The sequence below is a fragment of the Caulobacter sp. SL161 genome (genome assembly GCF_026672375.1).
GTDB lineage: Bacteria > Pseudomonadota > Alphaproteobacteria > Caulobacterales > Caulobacteraceae > Caulobacter.
The window spans coordinates 767,741-785,051 of sequence record NZ_JAPPRA010000001.1; the positions used below are offsets into that span (position 1 = coordinate 767,741).

General features: G+C 66.8%; 18 protein-coding genes and 2 pseudogenes. 7 read left to right on the top strand and 13 right to left on the bottom strand.

Translation table 11 applies throughout. The annotated features are described in order from the left end of the window. From leuB to OVA11_RS03965, 6 genes and pseudogenes are all read right to left on the bottom strand, one after another. Positions 1-1,053, bottom strand: a complete 1,053-nt coding sequence (gene leuB, locus OVA11_RS03940) for a 3-isopropylmalate dehydrogenase (RefSeq protein ID WP_268066265.1) — start codon at positions 1,051-1,053, stop codon at positions 1-3. A gap of 1 nt (position 1,054) precedes the next feature. Beyond that, on the bottom strand, positions 1,055-1,357 hold the full coding sequence (locus OVA11_RS03945; RefSeq protein WP_268066266.1) for a putative quinol monooxygenase: 303 nt from the start codon (positions 1,355-1,357) through the stop codon (positions 1,055-1,057). Positions 1,358-1,363: 6 nt separating this feature from the next. Continuing rightward, positions 1,364-1,487 (bottom strand): annotated as a pseudogene (locus tag OVA11_RS03950) (hypothetical protein); the annotation flags it as partial. A 12-nt stretch (positions 1,488-1,499) separates the two neighbouring features. Beyond that, complete coding sequence (gene leuD / locus OVA11_RS03955; RefSeq protein ID WP_268066267.1) at positions 1,500-2,108, bottom strand: 3-isopropylmalate dehydratase small subunit; 609 nt, start codon at positions 2,106-2,108, stop codon at positions 1,500-1,502. Beyond that, on the bottom strand, positions 2,108-3,544 hold the full coding sequence (gene leuC, locus OVA11_RS03960; RefSeq protein ID WP_268066268.1) for a 3-isopropylmalate dehydratase large subunit: 1,437 nt from the start codon (positions 3,542-3,544) through the stop codon (positions 2,108-2,110). The genes leuD and leuC overlap by 1 nt, the downstream gene beginning before the upstream one ends. A 313-nt stretch (positions 3,545-3,857) precedes the next feature. Then, on the bottom strand, positions 3,858-4,823 hold the full coding sequence (locus OVA11_RS03965; protein WP_268066269.1) for a LysR substrate-binding domain-containing protein: 966 nt from the start codon (positions 4,821-4,823) through the stop codon (positions 3,858-3,860). Between the two features lie 91 nt (positions 4,824-4,914). On the opposite strand from OVA11_RS03965, the gene OVA11_RS03970 reads away from it, so the two are divergent. After that, on the top strand, positions 4,915-5,046 hold the full coding sequence (locus OVA11_RS03970) for a hypothetical protein (RefSeq protein WP_268066270.1): 132 nt from the start codon (positions 4,915-4,917) through the stop codon (positions 5,044-5,046). A gap of 63 nt (positions 5,047-5,109) precedes the next feature. Here the strand turns inward: OVA11_RS03970 and rplS are convergent, their stop codons facing one another. Next, the gene (gene rplS, locus OVA11_RS03975) at positions 5,110-5,505 is read right to left on the bottom strand and encodes a 50S ribosomal protein L19 (RefSeq protein WP_268066271.1); all 396 of its coding nucleotides are present in this window, start codon (positions 5,503-5,505) and stop codon (positions 5,110-5,112) included. Positions 5,506-5,510: 5 nt separating this feature from the next. Then, positions 5,511-6,245: a tRNA (guanosine(37)-N1)-methyltransferase TrmD gene (gene trmD, locus OVA11_RS03980; RefSeq protein WP_268066272.1), complete on the bottom strand. Its 735-nt coding sequence runs from the start codon at positions 6,243-6,245 to the stop codon at positions 5,511-5,513. 130 nt (positions 6,246-6,375) lie between these two features. On the opposite strand from trmD, the gene OVA11_RS03985 reads away from it, so the two are divergent. After that, a complete protein-coding gene (locus tag OVA11_RS03985; protein WP_268066273.1) occupies positions 6,376-8,274 on the top strand; it encodes a ubiquitin-activating E1 FCCH domain-containing protein in 1,899 nt (632 codons plus the stop codon). A 52-nt stretch (positions 8,275-8,326) separates the two neighbouring features. On the opposite strand, the gene OVA11_RS03990 is transcribed toward OVA11_RS03985, so the two are convergent. Next, positions 8,327-9,262, bottom strand: coding sequence for an isopenicillin N synthase family dioxygenase (locus tag OVA11_RS03990; RefSeq protein ID WP_268066274.1), 936 nt, complete (start codon positions 9,260-9,262; stop codon positions 8,327-8,329). A gap of 162 nt (positions 9,263-9,424) precedes the next feature. Here OVA11_RS03990 and OVA11_RS03995 point away from each other — a divergent pair, with 162 nt between their 5' ends. The 3 genes from OVA11_RS03995 to OVA11_RS04005 all read left to right on the top strand — a co-directional run bounded on the left by OVA11_RS03995 (position 9,425) and on the right by OVA11_RS04005 (position 12,339). Beyond that, positions 9,425-10,108, top strand: coding sequence for an OmpA family protein (locus OVA11_RS03995; protein WP_268066275.1), 684 nt, complete (start codon positions 9,425-9,427; stop codon positions 10,106-10,108). A gap of 113 nt (positions 10,109-10,221) precedes the next feature. Then, positions 10,222-11,277, top strand: a complete 1,056-nt coding sequence (locus OVA11_RS04000; protein WP_268066276.1) for a fatty acid desaturase family protein — start codon at positions 10,222-10,224, stop codon at positions 11,275-11,277. A gap of 57 nt (positions 11,278-11,334) precedes the next feature. Beyond that, complete coding sequence (locus tag OVA11_RS04005) at positions 11,335-12,339, top strand: sterol desaturase family protein (RefSeq protein ID WP_268066277.1); 1,005 nt, start codon at positions 11,335-11,337, stop codon at positions 12,337-12,339. Positions 12,340-12,343: 4 nt separating this feature from the next. On the opposite strand, the gene OVA11_RS04010 is transcribed toward OVA11_RS04005, so the two are convergent. From OVA11_RS04010 to OVA11_RS04020, 3 genes are read right to left on the bottom strand one after another with little or no spacing between them, the layout of a single operon-like run. Continuing rightward, positions 12,344-14,245 carry a monovalent cation:proton antiporter-2 (CPA2) family protein gene (locus OVA11_RS04010; RefSeq protein WP_268066278.1) on the bottom strand — a complete coding sequence of 634 codons (1,902 nt, stop codon included), beginning with the start codon at positions 14,243-14,245 and terminating at the stop codon, positions 12,344-12,346. Between the two features lie 3 nt (positions 14,246-14,248). Then, the gene (kefF, locus tag OVA11_RS04015) at positions 14,249-14,830 is read right to left on the bottom strand and encodes a glutathione-regulated potassium-efflux system oxidoreductase KefF (RefSeq protein ID WP_268066279.1); all 582 of its coding nucleotides are present in this window, start codon (positions 14,828-14,830) and stop codon (positions 14,249-14,251) included. Beyond that, complete coding sequence (locus OVA11_RS04020; protein ID WP_268066280.1) at positions 14,830-15,036, bottom strand: hypothetical protein; 207 nt, start codon at positions 15,034-15,036, stop codon at positions 14,830-14,832. The genes kefF and OVA11_RS04020 overlap by 1 nt, the downstream gene beginning before the upstream one ends. On the opposite strand from OVA11_RS04020, the gene OVA11_RS04025 reads away from it, so the two are divergent. Then, on the top strand, positions 14,939-15,649 hold the full coding sequence (locus OVA11_RS04025) for a CoA transferase subunit A (protein ID WP_268066281.1): 711 nt from the start codon (positions 14,939-14,941) through the stop codon (positions 15,647-15,649). The genes OVA11_RS04020 and OVA11_RS04025 overlap by 98 nt on opposite strands. Further along, the gene (locus tag OVA11_RS04030; protein ID WP_268066282.1) at positions 15,649-16,290 is read left to right on the top strand and encodes a 3-oxoacid CoA-transferase subunit B; all 642 of its coding nucleotides are present in this window, start codon (positions 15,649-15,651) and stop codon (positions 16,288-16,290) included. Before OVA11_RS04025 ends, OVA11_RS04030 begins: the two co-directional genes overlap by 1 nt. Here the strand turns inward: OVA11_RS04030 and OVA11_RS04035 are convergent. Next, positions 16,291-17,281, bottom strand: a pseudogene (locus tag OVA11_RS04035) (DJ-1/PfpI family protein). Positions 17,282-17,311 lie beyond the last annotated feature (30 nt).

Sequence of the window (17,311 nt, forward strand, 5' to 3'; positions counted from 1 at the left end):
CTAAAGCGCCGCCAGCACCGCGTCGCCCATCTGCGTCGTGGTCAGCGAACCGCCCAGATCACGAGTACGGGCGCCGTTGTCTAGGGCGGCCTTCACCGCCGCCAGCAGGGCGTCGGCCGCCTCGGTTTGCTTCAGCGACCAGCGCAGGGCCATCTCGAACGACAGGATGGCGGCCAGGGGGTTGGCCAGGCCTTTGCCGGCGATGTCCGGCGCCGAACCGTGGATCGGCTCATAGAGGCCCGGCTTGCCCGGCGCGCCCAGGGCGGCCGAGGGCAGCATGCCCAGCGAGCCGGTCAGCATGGCGGCCGCGTCCGACAGGATGTCGCCGAACAGGTTGTCAGTGACGATGACGTCGAACTGCTTGGGCGCGCGGACCAGCTGCATGGCGCAGTTGTCGGCCAGGATGTGCTCCAGCTGAACGTCCGGATATTCGCGGGCGTGCAGGTCGGTGATCACCTGCTTCCAGAGCAGGCCCGACTCCATGACGTTCGATTTCTCGGCCGAGTGCACCTTGTTGGTGCGGCCACGCGCCAGTTCGAAGGCGACGCGTCCGACGCGCTCGATCTCGCTGGTCGTATAGACCTGGGTGTCGAAGCCCTTCTTCTGGCCGTCGGCCAGGTCTTCGATGCCGCGCGGCTGACCGAAATAGACCCCGCCCACCAGTTCGCGCACGAACATGATGTCCAGGCCCGAGACCAGTTCCGGCTTCAGGCTGGAGGCGCCGGCCAGGGCTTCGAAGCAATAGGCCGGACGCAGGTTGGCGAACACGTCCATCGCCTTACGCAGGTTCAGCAGACCGGCCTCGGGGCGCAGGTGACGCGGGGCGTCAGCCCATTTGGGCCCACCGACCGCGCCCATCAGCACCGCGTCGCTGGCGATGGCCTGGTCGCGGACCTCGTCGGTCAGCGGCGTGCCGTGGATGTCATAGCTGGCGCCGCCATAGAGGGCTTCCTCGACGTTCAGGTCCGGGGTGAGGGCGGCCGCCACGCGGCGCACCTCCGCGCAGACTTCCGGGCCGATGCCGTCGCCGGGCAGGAGGAGAAGAGTCGCCATCTTAGATCTCGCGATAGTCTGAAACGTCGAAGGAGGACATGCGGCGCTCGTACACGCCCAGAGCCGCGCAGGCCGCGCGCCACGCCGCCATATGCGGGCTGGCGCGATGGAATTCCAAGGCCGCCGCGTCGGTGAAGTGTTCGAACACCCGGATCAGGCCGGAGTCCAGCGGGTCTTCGGAAAGGGCGTAGGCCAGGCAGCCCGGCTCGCCGCGCGATCCCTCCACCTGAGCGGCCAGATGCGGACGCAGCTCGGCCAGGCGTTCGGGCGCGATGCGGATCGAACCGGCGAGGATGAGGGTCATGGTCGCTCAACGCCCCAAAAATTCAGTGTCATCCCGGACGCGCTTGCGCGATCCGGGACCCAGGGGCGACGGCGGTGCATCGGCCCCTGGGTCACGGCAGCTCCGCTGCGCTGCGGCCGGGATGACACGCTCTACTGCTGCCTCAAGCCTCCAGCCAGGGCTGGCTGATGGCGCGCTTGCTCTCGAACAGGTCGATGTCGCCGCCGTGCATCATCGTCTCGCCGATGGCGTCGAGACCTTTCAGCATCTTTTCCTTGCGGACCGGGTCGATGTCGAAGCTGATCACCTTGCCCGAGGGCGAGATCACGGTCTGGGCCTCGAGGTCGACGCTGACCATGTGGTTGCCGCCCTTGGCCTCGTCCATCAGCAGGGCGAGGTCCTCGGGGCTGACCACCACCGGCAGCAGGCCGTTGTTGAAGCAGTTGTTGAAGAAGATGTCGGCGAAGCTCGTGGAGATCACGCACATGATCCCGAAGTCCATCAGCGCCCAGGGCGCATGCTCGCGCGAGCTGCCGCAGCCGAAGTTGTCGCCGGCGATCAGCACGGACGCGTTCTTGTACTCGGGCTTGTTCAGCACGAAGTCGCTGATCTCGTTCCCGTCGGCGTCGAAGCGGAAATCGTAGAACAGGCCCTTGGCCAGACCCTCGCGCTCCACGGTCTTGAGGAACTGCTTGGGGATGATCTGGTCGGTGTCGATATTGGCCAGCTCCAGCGGAGCCGCACGGCCATCGAGGCGGGTGAAGGCCTTCATCAGACGGTCTCCTCCAGGAACGTCCGCACGTCGACCAGATGCCCCGCGATCGCCGCCGCCGCCGCCATGGCCGGCGAGACGAGGTGGGTGCGGCCGGCGCGGCCCTGGCGGCCCTCGAAGTTGCGGTTGCTGGTCGAGGCGCAGCGCTCGCCGGGGGCCAGCTTGTCAGGGTTCATGGCTAGGCACATCGAGCAGCCGGGCTCGCGCCAGTCAAAGCCGGCGGCCTTGAAGATCGCGTCCAGGCCTTCTTCCTCGGCCTGTTCCTTTACGAGGCCAGAGCCGGGAACGACCATCGCCTTGACGTGCGGCGCCACTAGGCGGCCGTGCAGGAAGGCCTCCTGCACCACGGCGGCGGCGGCGCGCATGTCTTCGATGCGGCTGTTGGTGCACGAGCCGATGAAGACGCGGTCGATCTTGGCTTCCGAGATCGGCTGGCCGGCGGTCAGGCCCATATAATCCAGCGCCCGGTGGGCGGCCGCGCGCTTGTCGGGCGTGGCGAAGCTTTCCGGATCGGGGACGGCGCCAGTGACCGGGATGACGTCCTCGGGGCTGGTGCCCCAGGTGACCATCGGAACCAAGCTCGAGCCGTCGATCACGACCGTGCGGTCGAAGACGGCGTCCTCGTCGGTGAAGAAGGTCTTCCAGTGGCTCAGCGCCATGTCCCAGGCCGCGCCCTTGGGGGCGGCGGGCTTGCCCTGGATATAGGCGAAGGTCTTCTCGTCCGGGGCCACCAGACCGGCCTTGGCGCCGCCCTCGATGGTCAGGTTGCAGAGGGTCATGCGGCCCTCCATCGACAGGCCGCGAATGGCTTCGCCGGCGAATTCGATGACATAGCCGGTGCCGCCGGCGGTGCCGATCTCGCCGATCACGGCCAGCGCCACGTCCTTGCCGGTGACGCCGGGCGGCAGCTGGCCGTCGACGCGGACCAGCATGTTCTTGGCCTTCTTCTGGCGCAGGGTCTGGGTGGCCAGGACGTGCTCGACCTCGGACGTGCCGATGCCGTGGGCCAGGGCTCCGAAGGCGCCGTGGGTCGAGGTGTGGCTGTCGCCGCAGACGATGGTCATGCCCGGCTGGGTGCGGCCCTGCTCGGGACCGACCACGTGGACGATGCCGTTGCGGATGTCGCCCATCGGGAAGAATTCGATGCCGTTGTCGGCGACGTTGCGGGCCAGGGTCTTCAGCTGCAGGCGCGCTTCTTCGTCCGCCACGGCGTCGACGCCCAGGGCCTGGCCCTCGGTCGGGATGTTGTGGTCGGCCACGGCGAGCGTGCGATCGGGCCGGCGCACCTTGCGGCCGGCCGCGCGAAGGCCTGCGAAGGCCTGCGGCGTGGTCACCTCATGGATGAGGTGCAGGTCGATATAGAGGATCGCTTCGCCGCCTGCTTCGCTGACGACGTGGGCGTCCCAGATCTTGTCGTAAAGGGTTTTGCCGGACATGGCGGGGATATAGGGCGGATCGTGCGCCAAAATCCAGAGGCGGGCGGGCCGAGAGCCAAATTCTTGCGCCGTTGATGGCGGTACGGCGACACAAGGCCGGCTAAAACGCAAAGGGCGCGCCCGTCTTTCGACATGCCGGCGCGCCCTCGCATCGTTTTCAGCCTTCGGGGGCCGATGGGCTCCGCCCGAAGAGGGCCGTCCACTAGAAAGGAGACGGTCTGGAAGCCCGAGCGACAAGCGCCGGGGGTGAACAAAGCGTCTCACGGATCGGCGTTTTGTCAAGTCGCGTGCGGTCGCACGCAAGCTTGAGCGGCTACGGGTCGCCGCGGGTGAGCGGTGACGCGGCGGGCGCGTTGAGCGGCGCCATGGCGGCGTATCGGGCGATCAACGGATCCGCCGCCGCCTGGGCCAGCACCCAGTCGCGGAACGCGGCGATCTTGCGCACCCTTGCCCGCTCGCGCGGATAGGCCAGCCAGTAGCCGCCGGTGTACCGCGCCACCACGTCGAAAGGCATGACCAGCCGCCCCTCCGCCAGCTCGCGCGCGAAGAAGATCGGCGAGCCCAGGGCGGCGCCCTGTCCGGCGAGCGCGCTGGCCACTTCCAGGGTCTGGGCGTCGGCGGCGAGGCTCGGCGGCGGGCGGTCCGAGGCGCCGGTCACGCCTGCGGCCTGAAACCATTCCTCCCATTCGCGGGCCACGCCGATGCGCTGTGCGTTGAGCAGGTCCTCCGGACGGGCCAGGCCGCCGATCTGCTCCAGGAAGCCGGGAGCGACCAGCACAGTCTGGACGGCTGGGATCAGAAAGTGAGCCTCAAGCCCCGGCCACTCGCCGCGTCCGCCGCGCAGGGCGACGTCGGCCCCACCTCCGACCAGATCGATGACCTGGCTGGTGGCCTCCAGGCGAACCGCCACGCGGGGGTGAGCGATCTGAAAGCCGCCAAGGCGCGGGGCCAGCCACAGCCCGCCGAGACTCTGGACGGTGGTGATCGACAGGACGCCCGCCTCGGTCTCGACCAGGTCGGCGACCGTAGCGCGCAAAAGCGAAAGCGCCTCGGTGGCCGCCCGCGACAGGCGTTCGCCGGCGGGCGTCAGGGTGACCTCCCGGGGCAGACGATGGAAGAGCGGTTGATCCAGCCGTTGCTCGAGGGCGCGCACCTGCCAGCTGACCGCAGCCTGGGTCATGCCCAACTCGCCGGCGGCGCGGGTGAAGCTCTTCAGACGAGCGGCCGCTTCGAACACGCGAATGGCGCTGAGCGGCAGGCGGGCGAGGATGTCAGACATAAGTAAGGCTTATGCATAGCCAAGGAGCGCGCGTTTGTCATTCCCGGCCTCAAAGCCGAAAAGCGCCTGTGATCGGAGCAGGAGGACGACGATGATCGACACCGCCTTCAAGACGCATAAGGAAACTTCGTTCGGCTGGGTTTGGGCGCTGCAGGCCCTGTGGCGGCTCCTACGCCGGCGTTCCGACGCGCGGCGCTATCCGCGCCTTATCGCGCCGCGATAAGCGCACAAGAAAAAGGCCCCGGTGTCTCCACCGGGGCCTCGTTCATTTCCGAATGTCAGAAGATTAGTCTTCCGACGAAGCCGAAGCCTTCGGGCCGCCCGCGCGCTCGGCGATACGGGCCGACTTACCGCGACGGTCGCGCAGGTAGTACAGCTTGGCGCGACGGACGACGCCGCGACGCTTGACTTCGATGCTTTCGATGCTCGGCGACAGCAGCGGGAACAGACGCTCCACGCCTTCGCCGAACGAAATCTTACGGACCGTGAAGCTCTCGTGCACGCCCGTGCCGGCGCGGGCGATGCAGACGCCTTCGTAGGCCTGAACGCGTTCGCGCTCGCCTTCCTTGATCTTCACGTTGACGCGCAGGGTGTCACCGGGACGGAAGTCCGGGATCGCGCGGGCGGCCAGCAGACGGGCCGATTCTTCTTGCTCGAGCTGAGCGATGATGTTGATCGCCATGATCATTACTCCTTGGGCTTACCCGGTTTCGGGTCGCCTTTTGCCTGTTGATTGGCGAGGTGGGCCTCCCAGAGATCCGGGCGCCGCTCGCGGGTCGTTACTTCACGCATACGCTTGCGCCATTGGTCGATCTTCTTGTGATCGCCCGACAGCAGCACCTCGGGGATGTCGAGCCCTTCGAACGTCCGCGGTCTGGTGTACTGCGGATGCTCGAGGAGACCGTCCTCGAAGCTTTCTTCCAGCGTGCTCTCGATGTTCCCCAGAACCCCCGGGGCAAGTCGAACGCACGCCTCGATCACGACCATCGCCGCCGCTTCGCCACCGGCGAGCACGGCGTCTCCGACCGAGACTTCCTCGAACCCCCGGGCGTCGAGCACCCGTTGATCCACCCCCTCGAAGCGGCCGCACAACACCACGATACCGGGCGCCTTGGACCACTCCCGAACACGCGCCTGGGTCAGGGGCCGACCCCGGGCGCTCATGTACAAAAGCGGCCGTCCATCGGCCTCCAGGCTGTCCAGCGCAGAGGCGATAACGTCCGCTTTCAATACGGCTCCTGCGCCGCCACCCGCAGGGGTGTCGTCGAGGAAGCCGCGCTTATCCTTGGAAAAGGCGCGAATGTCCAGTGTTTCCAAACGCCACAGGTCCTCTTCCTTCCAGGCGGTCCCGATCATCGAGACGCCGAGCGGGCCGGGGAAGGCCTCGGGGAACATGGTCAGGACGGTGGCGGTGAACGGCATGGCCGCTGTTTAGCGGCTGGACGCTCCGGAGTCGAAGCCCTGCGCGGCGCGGGGGTTCATCAAGCGCATTTTCCAGTTGTTCACCGTCATCGGCGAAGTTCGGCGGACAAACTGAGGTCCACTTCGTCCCATGCCGACCAAGAGCCGTTTCCTTCGACGCCTTCGCGAGGGCGTCGCTGCTTTCGCCCGCCGTCTGAGACGTGACGACCGCGGGGCGATCGCGATCCAGTTCGCGCTGTTGGCCCTGCCGCTGTCGATCCTTCTCTTCGGTCTCTTGGATGTGGGCCGTCTCAGCCTGCAGCGTCGCCAGATGCAGGACGCGCTCGACGCGGCGACCCTGATGGCCGCCCGCTCCACGGCGACGAGCAGCGCTGATCTCGACACGACCGGCGATGCGGCGTTCCTGGCCGAGATCGCAGGCATGAACCTGGGGCTGACGGCTTCCAACTCGACATTCTCGGCGGGAACCAGCAACCGGGTTGTCGGGACGGCGACGGCGACGCTGAGACCGATCATCGCCAACCTTTGGCAAAGCGGGAACTTTACCGTCACGGCCACCTCGGAAGTGGTGCGCGCGTCCAAGAACCTGGAAGTCGCGCTCGTGCTCGACATCACCGGCTCGATGGGCAGCAGGATCTCCGGGACTACGCGACTGGCCGAACTGAAGATCGCCGCCGCCGATCTGGTCGATGTTCTGGTTCGCGACACCCAGACGCCTTACTACTCCAAGATGGCGCTGATCCCCTATTCCTCCGGCGTCAACGTCAGCAGCACCTATGCAGACGCCGTGCGGGGCCCCGTGCCTGTCAGGACTATCTCGGGCGCGGCCTGGGCCGCCGCGACGGCGAGATCGATCAGCGCGATCAATAAAGCTAATCCGGCGCGCATCACCGCGACCGGCCACGGCCTCGTCACGGGCGACTATGTCTATATCACCGGCGTTGGCGGCATGACGACGCTGAACAACAAGGTCTACCGGGTGACCTTGGACAATACGAACACGAACCGGGTCTTTCTCGACGGCGTCGATAGCCGAAACTTCTCGAACTATACGGGCGGCGGTACGATCCGGAAGTGTGTGGCGTCGACCTGCCAGGTGGTGATCACGACGAGCGCCAGTCACGGCTTCATCACCGGGGATAAGGTCCGCTTCGCGGGCATGTCCGGCCTGACCAGCCTGAACGGCACGACGAGGGCCATTACCGTCCTGTCGAACACGACCTTCGACTCAGGGCTACTAGAACCAGGATCCTCGACCTACACCAGCGGCGGGACGGCGACCTGCGAAGAGAGCGCCGTTCCAGGGTGCGAGAAGATCCGGTTCACCAATGTTGATGGCTACGAGACAATCAACAGCCGCAGCACCTGCGCGACCGAGCGCACGGGCGATGAAGCCTATACAGACGCTGCGCCGTCTACGGCCTATGTCGGATCGCACTATCCGTCTGCGGACACCAGCAGCTCGACCGCCTGCCCTTCGGCGACGATCACGCCGCTCACGATCGACAAGACGGCGCTGAAGGCCCAGATCAATGGGCTAAGCGCGGCGGGCGCGACGGCTGGCCATATCGGGCTAGCCTGGGGCTGGTACATGGTTTCGCCGAACTTCAGTTATCTTTGGCCCAACGCCTCCCAGAAGCCCGCCGCTTACCGGACCCGGGATCTCATGAAGGTCGTCATCCTGATGACCGACGGCGCGTTCAACATGCCCTATTGCAAGGGCGTCGTGGCCCAGGACCTCGGCTCAGGCACCAGCATCGGAGACGACGAGAAGATCAACTGCGACGCGACCAACGGTAGCTCCTTCGAGCAAGCCGCCGAGCTATGCGACGCAATCAAGGCCTCAACCAACGACATCACGCTGTACACGGTCGGTTTCACGGTCGGGAACGACCAGACGGCCCGCAACTTCCTGACCAACTGCGCATCGAGCACAGACAAGGCCTATTTCCCGGCGACGGGCGCGGAGCTCAAGGCCTCTTTCCAGGCCATTGCTCAGGAGATCTCCAACCTGCGGATCGCCAAATAGAAAAGCCCCGCCGGGGCCGGCGGGGCTTGTCCATCTTCGCAGGCGATGACGGTCAGGCCAGCTTGATCTCGCGCAGGCGCTGCTGGAGGAACTCATCGGCCGTGATCGACTCCGGATAGCGGTCCGGGTTTTCGGCCGTGACGCAGTTTTGCAGCGTCTTGATCTCGTAGTCCGAGGCGAAGTGCAGGAAGAACGGCGTCGAGTAGCGCGGCACGCCGCGACGTTCCGGCGGCGGGTTGACCACGCGGTGCACCGTCGAGGGCAGGACGTTGTTGGTCAGGCGCTCCAGCATGTCGCCGATGTTGATGACCAGGCAACCCGGGGGCGGGTTGATCGGCAGCCACTGGCCGTCGCGGTCCAGCACTTCCAGGCCGCCTTCCTCGGCGCCCAGCAGCAGGGTGATGGTGTTGATGTCGCCGTGGGCGCCGGCCCGCACGCCGGTGGCGTCCTTGGGGATCGGCGGATAGTGCAGCAGGCGCAGCACCGAATTGCCGTCCTGCACGGTCGGGTAGAAGAAGTTCCGGTCCAGCTTCAGATAGGTGGCGATCGCCTCCAGCACCTTACCGCCCATGGCGTCGAGGCTGTTGTACAGCCAGCTGACGTCATGCTTGAACGCCGGGATCTCGGCCGGCCAGACGTTGTCGGCCATGTGCGCGCGGAACCGGTGGCCGGGCGGCAGGTCGCGGCCCATGTGCCAGAATTCCTTCAGGTCGTAGTGGTCCGCGCCCTTGGCGGTCTCGACGCCGAAGGGGATGTAACCGCGGGCGCCGCCCTTGACGCCGGCGTACTGCTTCTTGGTCTCGACCGGCAGGGCGAAGAAGGCCTTGGCGGAGTCGACGGCGGCGTCGATGCGCGCCTGATCCAGGTCATAGTCGGACAGCACGGCGAAGCCGTAGCGTTCGAATGACGCGCCCAGCTCCTGGGCGAAGCGTGAGAAGTCCTTGCTGTAGAGGGAGAACGAAACCGGGGCGATGGCGGAGGTGGACACGTCTGCGAGCCTTGGAATGAGTAAGTTCCTTCTTACTACACCGGACGCTAGACGAAACGAAGGCTGTTCGTCTTGGTGCGGCGTCGAGATCGGGAACTTGACCATAAGACGGGCGTTTGCCCGGGTGACTTGATCTACAGCAAAGATGTGAGGGTTGCGACCATGCCGAAATTCGCTCGAAAAATGACGCTGGCGGTGGTGCTGATGAGCGCGGGCGCGCTGGCCGCCTGCACCACCACCGACCCCTATACCGGCATGCCGGTCCGCAACAACACCGGCACGGGCGCGCTCACGGGCGCGGGCGTCGGCGCGGTGCTGGGTTATCTGACCAACACCAACAAGGGCGAGCAGGGCCGCAAGAACGCCCTGATCGGGGCGGGCATCGGCGCGCTGGCCGGTGGCGCGATCGGCAACTACATGGACCGCCAACAAGCCGACTTCCGCCGCAGCCTGGAAGGCTCGGGCGTGATGATCCGCCGCAACGGCGACCAGATCGTGCTGGTCATGCCCAGCGACGTGACCTTCGCGGTCGATCGCTCGGACGTGCAGCCGCAGTTCACCCGCGTGCTCGACGACGTGGCCCGCACCCTGAACGCCTATCCGCAGACCACGATCGATGTTGTGGGCCACGCCGATTCCAGCGGTCCGGACGACTATAATCAGACCCTGTCGGAGCGTCGCGCCAGCGCCGTCGCCGGCTATCTGACGGGGCCGGGCGGCGTTCTCGTCGACCGCGTCTTCGTCGCCGGCATGGGCGAGCGCGCGCCGATCGCCGACAACGCCACGGCCGCCGGCCGCGCCCAGAACCGCCGGGTCGAGATCATTCTGCGTCCGCTGACCCAATGAGGCCACAGGGCGGCGTTCGCGCGCCGCCCTGCCCCTTAGGGGCATGAAGCGGTTGCTTTTCCCGCGCTTCGTCGCCAAGTCGTCATCCTTCGAAGGCGCGGCGCGAGGAAGACGTGGCGAAGACGGCGAGCGATATCAGTCTGACGCGGCAGGCCATGAGCCTGACCGAGGACCTGATGACGCCGAACGCGGCCATCTACTGGACCGACCTGGCGATTTCGGCCGCCGTCATGTGGGGCGGCTTCCTGATCGCCGCGACGACGTCCAACCTCGCCCTGGGTCTTGGCGCCGCGCTTCTGAGCATGCTCGCGCTCTACCGCGCGCTCAGCTTCATCCACGAACTGACCCACATTCGCGACGACGAGGCCCCGGGCTTTCGCGTCGGCTGGAACGTGCTGGTGGGCGTGCCGCTGATGACGCCGTCCCTGATGTACGAGGGCGTGCACAACATTCACCACATCAAGGATCGGTTCGGGACCCGGCTGGATCCGGAGTACCTGCCACTGTCGCGCTTCACGCCGCTGAAGCTGACGGGCTTTCTCTTCATCGCTTTGCTGGCCCCGCTGGGCGTGATCCTGCGCTCGGCGATCCTGATCCCGCTGTCGTTCTTGGTTCCGTCGCTGCGCCGCTATCTGAAGACCAAGCTGTCGGCCCTGATCATCAATCCCGATTTCGTCCGCGAGGATCTTGGCCGCTGGCGCAAGGCCTGGGTGGTGCAGGACGTCGCCTGCTGGCTTTGGTCGTGGGCGGTGATCGCGGGCGTGGCCTTGGGCGTCGTGCCCGTGCGCGCCGTGCTGACGGGCCTGGTGATCTTTTCCCTGGCCACCTTCCTGAACCAGGCGCGCACCCTGGTGGCGCACCACTGGGACAATGACGGAGACAAGATGACGCTCGAGGAGCAGTTCCTCGACTCGGTCAACGTGCCGCCGCCGAACCTGGCGTCCGCGCTATGGGCGCCGGTCGGTCTGCGCTACCACGCCCTGCATCACCTGCTGCCGCGCCTGCCCTATCACAACATGGGCAAGGCCCATGCGCGGCTGGTCGAGGCGCTGGGAACGGACTCGCTCTATCATCGGGCGTCCGAGCCCGGCCTCTTCGAGGCGCTGGGCGATCTCTTCCGCCGTGTTCGCCAGAAGAACGCTGAAGCGCGTAACCAGCCCGCGCATTAAGCGGCGGTTGAGGCGTCTTCGCTAAGACGGATCCGTTTCGAACGGAGACCGCAGGGCGTGAGCATAGCCGAGCCAGGGTTTGATCTCGCCGCCGCCGGTCATCGACTGGTCGCCCCACTGCTCGATACCCTGTTGCCGCTGGGCTCGACCTTCTCACTCCTTTCCCTGGCCTGCGCGCTGTTGATCGCTGCGGGCCATGTGGTCTTGAGCCGCCGCGCGCGGGGGCGCCGGACCTCGGCGCGACTGCTGTCGCGGGTGCTGTTTCCCCGCAGGGTCTGGCTGACGGCGTCCAGCCGCCTGGATCTCGTCTTCTTCGTCTTCAATGTCTGGTGCGCGGGCCTCCTGCTGGGCGGAGCGCTCTTGTCGGGCCAGGCGATCACCAAGGCGTTGTCGGGGTGGCTAGGGGCCAGCCTCGGCGCAGGGCCCCTTTCAGCCACGCCATGGCCCATCGTGGCGATGGTCGGAACGCTTGCGGGTTTCCTCGCCTACGAGTTCAGCTACTGGGTCGACCATTGGCTGAGCCACAAGGTCAAGTTCCTGTGGGCCTTCCACAAGGTTCACCACACCGCCGAGGTTCTGACGCCGCTGACCGTCTATCGGGTTCACCCCATAGAGAGCCTGAAGTTCGCCAATATCGCGGCCCTGGCCACCGGTGGGACCGGGGGCGTTCTGGCCTGGGCGTTCGGCCCGGCCTGGCATGCGCCGCTGATGTTTGGGCAGAACGCCATCTTCCTGGTGTTTGCGATGAGCGTGATCCACCTGCAGCACTCGCACGCCTGGATGACTTTCAAGCCGTTCGGCAAGTGGCTGCTCAGCCCCGCCCACCACCAGATCCACCACTCCGCCGACCCAGCCCATTTCGGCAAGAACCTCGGCAGCTGCCTGGCCGTCTGGGACCGGCTGTTCGGCACGCTGCATGTCCCCGACGTGCGCCCCGCGTCGCTGACGTTCGGCGCAGTGTCGACGGATCCTCACAGCCTGACCGGCGGGTTCGCGACGCCGTTCGTGGAAGCCTTCAAGGGCGAGGCGATCCCTCAGGCGGTTCCTCTGCCGGCGGAATAGCCTTTTAGTCCGCACCTTCCTGTTGCGACCGCTCGCGCAGTTCCTCGTCCAGGCTGGCCGTATCCCAGGCGCCGCCCGCATCGCTGGGACGCATGCGGTGCAGGTCGGCGTCCAGCAGGCGGTCCATGGTCTGGGCCGCGTCCCGCGAGGCCAGGATATAGGCCTCCTCCTGGCCCCACATCGGCCGCAACTCCTCGAACACGCGGCGGTCGTGACGCCGGAAGAAGGCGGCGGCGCGATGGGCGCGGTGTGCGCGGAAGCCCAGCTTCTGCAGCGCCGTGGCGCCGAGCGCCAAGGCGGCTTCGAACGTCTCGCGCTCCACCGCGTCGGCGCCGTTCGAGAGCAGGTCGTAGGCGTGGCGACGGTCCCAGGCCCTGGCCAGGATGGTCAGGTTGGGGAACGCTTTGCGGGCGGTCTCGACCAGTTCGACGGTCTTCTCGCGGTCATCCAGGGCGACAATCAGCATCCGCGCCCGGTCCGCGCCGGCCTGACGCAGCAGGTCCAGGCGCGTGGCGTCGCCATAGTGTACGCGGCGGCCAAAGCGCCGCAGCAGCTCGATCTGCTCGATATCGGTGTCCAGCACCGTTGACTTGAAGCCGTTGGCGGCCAGCAGACGGCCGGTGACCTGCCCGAACCGGCCAAAGCCGGCGATGATGATGTCGGGCTCGCCCTCGTCGAAGTCGCCGGTGTCGGGCGTGACATCGGGGATCGCCGCGTCCATCAGGGCCGCCACCCGCTCATAGAGGATCATGGCCACCGGCGTCAGGGCCATCGAGACGGCGATGGTGGCGGTCAGCAGCGCCGCCAGCTGCGCGCCGATCACCCCGGCGCCGACGGTGAAGGTCAGCAGCACGAAGGCGAACTCACCGCCTTGGGCCAGCGCCGTAGCCACCGCTAGAGCCCCGCGCTTCTGCGCCCCGAACAGCCGGGCGATGCCGTACATGACCAGGAACTTCAGCACCATCAGGCCCAGGACCAGACCCACCAGGGTCAAGGGTTGGCGCGCCACCAGCGGCAGGTCGACGCCGGCCCCGACAGTCATGAAGAACAGGCCCAACAGCAGGCCCCGGAAGGGCTCGATATCGGTCTCGAGTTCGCGGCGGAACTCGCTCTCGGCCAGCACGACCCCGGCCAGGAAGGCGCCCAGCGCGGGCGAGAGGCCGACGGTCTGCATCAGGCTGGCGACCGCCACCACGATCAGCAGGGCCGAGGCGGTGAAGATCTCGCGCAGGCGCGCCTTGGCGATGAAGCGGAACAGGGGGCGGACCAGATAGCGGCCGCCGCCGACCACGGCCGCCACGGCGGCGAGCACCGACAGGGTCTGGGCCCAGACCGGCAGGGTCGCCACGAGGCTGCCGCCATGGCCTGCGGCCTCGGCCGCGTGCTGGGGCGCGCTGATGGCGAGCAGGGGCAAAAGGGCGAAGAGCGGAATGACCGCCAGGTCCTGCAACAGCAGCACCCCGAAGGCCGCACGGCCGACCGGGCCTTGGCGCAAACCTTTTTCGTCCAGGGTCTGGAGCACGATGGCGGTAGAGGACATGGCCAGAACCAGGCCAACGGCCAGCGCGGTCTGCCAGGGCAGGCCCAGGCCCAGCGCGACGGCGGCGATCGCCAGAGCCGTGCCGACCACCTGGGCTCCGCCCAGGCCGAAGATCGCCTTGCGCATGTCCCACAGCGTCGAGGGCTGAACCTCAAGGCCGATCAGGAACAGCAGGATGACAACACCGAACTCGGCGAATTTCATCACGTCGGCCTGGTCGCCCACCAGCGACAGGGCGAACGGACCGATCAGCACGCCGGCGATCAGGTAGCCCAGCACCGAGCCGAGTCCGAGCCGCTTGGCGATCGGCACCGAGACGACGGCCGCGCCCAGATAGACGAGGGTCTGGGTCAGGATGTTTTCCACGGCTCAGGCCTCCGTCTTGGTCGGGAGCAGCGAAGCGACCCGCGCGCGGTAGCGTTCGGCCTCGGCCTTCAGCGCCGCATCATCCTTGACCGCCGCGCCATGCACGACGAAAGGCGTCTCCCAGACCATGCCGCAAAGGTGCGCGGTCTGCTCCAGCGGGCGCAGGAACTCGTCCATTGAGAAGCGGTTGTAGCCGTGGGCGTGATAGGCCTTGGCGCTGGCGCCGGTGGTGCAGGCCACGAACAGTTTCTTGCCCTTCAGCGCCTCACCGCCCTCGCCGTAGGCGAAGCCGTGCAGCCAGACCAGATCCAGCCATTCCTTCATCAGGGCGGGCGTCGAGTACCAGTAGAGCGGGAACTGCAGCGCCACGACGTCGTGCGCCGTCAGGGCGGCCTGCTCGCTCTCGATATCGATCACGAAGTCGGGATAGGTCTCGTACAGATCCTTGAAGGTGACGCCGGAAAGGCCCTTGGCCGCCTTGGCCAGAGCCCGATTGGCGCGAGACCGTTCAAGCGCCGGATGGGCCAGCACCAAAAGCACCCCCGAGGTGGCGGGCGTCATCTCGCCGGTGCTAGCGTTCGTCATCAAGCAGCCCTTTGGGAAAATAATTCATCAAGGGTTGAATTTATTCGCAGCTCGGGCGACACGCTGCGCCCAGCGCCAGACGTATAAGTCTGGGAACAGGGAGACACCATGGTCGACAAGGTGAAGAAGGACGCCGTCGAGGCCCTTGCCGGGCTTTTGTTCGACGGCATGACCATCATGGCCGGCGGGTTCGGCCTCTGCGGCATTCCGGAGAATCTGATCGCGGCGATCCGCGAGGCGGGAACCAAGGACCTCACGGTCATCTCCAACAACTGCGGGGTCGACGGCTTTGGCCTCGGAATCCTGCTGGAGAACCGCCAGATCAAGAAGATGGTCTCGTCCTATGTGGGTGAGAACAAGCTGTTCGAACAGCTCTATCTCTCGGGCGAGCTGGAGCTGGAGTTCAATCCGCAAGGCACCCTGGCCGAGCGCATCCGCGCGGGCGGCGCAGGCATTCCCGCCTTCTTCACGCGCACCGGCTACGGCACCCTGGTGGCCGAGGGCAAGGAGACCCGCGCGTTCGACGGCGAGATGTACGTGATGGAGCGCGGCCTGACCGCCGACCTCTCGATCGTCAAGGCCTGGAAGGCCGACGCCGAAGGCAACCTGATCTACCGAAAGACCGCCCGGAACTTCAATCCGATGATGGCCACGGCCGGTAAGAAGACCGTCGTCGAGGTCGAAGAGCTGGTCGCGATCGGCGATCTGGACAAGGACGCCATCCACACGCCCGGCATCTATGTGGATCGCCTGATCAAGGGCGCGAAGTTCGAGAAGCGCATCGAGCGCGTGACCACCCGCCAAAAGGAAACCGCGTAATGGCCTGGACCCGCGACGAGGTGGCGGCCCGCGCCGCCCAGGAGCTGCAGGACGGCTTCTATGTGAACCTGGGCATCGGCATCCCGACCCTGGTGGCCAACCATATCCCCGAGGGCATGCACGTGACGCTGCAGAGCGAGAACGGCATGCTGGGCATGGGTCCCTTCCCCTATGAGGGCGAGGAAGATCCCGACCTGATCAACGCCGGCAAGCAGACGATCACCGAGCTGGACTCCAGTTCGTATTTCTCGTCGGCCGACAGCTTCGCCATGATCCGCGGCGGCCACATCGCCCTGTCGATCCTGGGCGGCATGCAGGTCTCGGAGAACGGCGATCTGGCCAACTGGATGGTGCCGGGCAAGATGGTCAAGGGCATGGGCGGGGCCATGGACTTGGTCGCCGGCGTCAAGCGCGTCGTGGTCGTCATGGACCACTGTGAGAAGTCGGGCGCGCCCAAGCTGCTGAAGCAATGCTCGCTGCCGCTGACCGGCGCCGGCGTCGTTGATCTCCTGATCACCGAACTGGGCGTCTTCGAGATCAATCGCGGCAAGACCCCGGTGAAGCTGATCGAGCTGGCCCCGGGCGTCACCGTCGATGAGGTCAAGGCCAAGACCGAGGCGGCGCTCGAGGTGGCCGTCTAGTCATTGTCCTAGCCAGTACGGGTGCTCCAGCGTGAGCGCCACATAGCGCGGCCGTCGCCTTGCCATAGGCGGCGGCGATCGCTTCGAGGGCGGTGGTCGGGTCGCCGTCTTTCGGGTCGAGGGTCCGAGCCGCGTGCGGCGGCTTGGCGGGCGCGATGATCGTCAGGCCATGGCGCGAGGTCGCCGTCTGGCTGGCGAAGGCCTCCGACCGGTTGGTGCGCGACCAGGCGTCCAGGGCGGTGGCGAAGGCCAGGTCGTCGAAGCCGTCGGCAATCCGCACCGCGACCTTCTCCGCCCGCCAGACGTTGAGCCAGCCCGCCAGCCCTGACATGGCCGCGTCGGTTCCGACGCGGAACGCTGCGCCGTCGTGCCGTTGGGCGGGCAGGGGCAACTGGAGCCGCGCGGCCGTCTCGCGCATCACGTCGTCCCCGGCCAGATCGCGCAGCAGGGCCAGGCTGGCGGGAATGGAGGCTGTGACCCCGGCGGTGGTCGTGACGGGGCCGTCGACAATCCAGCGCCGGTCGCGCCGCCAGCGCACCTTCGGAAACGCCTTGGCCAGACGGTTCAGTTCGTACCAGTGGGTGGTGGCCTCACGGCCGTCCAGCAGCCCGGCCCTGGCCAGGGTTTCCGCCCCCGCGCAGATCGAGATGATACGGGCGCCCGCCTGCGCCTGAGCGCGGAGCCATGCGTCTCGGCTCGGATCATAGGCGGGCATCAGAAAGGGCACGATCACCACGTCGGGTCGACGGGTCAGCGCGGCATAGGTCGTTTGCGGGCGAACCCAGGCCTGCCCGGGCATCAGCCGGACCGGCGCCAGGGTCGGCGCGACCACGCGGACATCGACGGCTCCTGACTCCGCCAGCACTGCATAGGGGGCGATCAGGTCCGTCGTCTCGACGCCTCGCTGGTCAGCCAGGATCACGACCAGCGGCTTGGCGACGCCGGGGTTGGCGGCCAAGAGAGCAAACAGAAGCACAAACAGTCGAAACATCGATACCTCCCGTGACGGCGGGAAGCATCG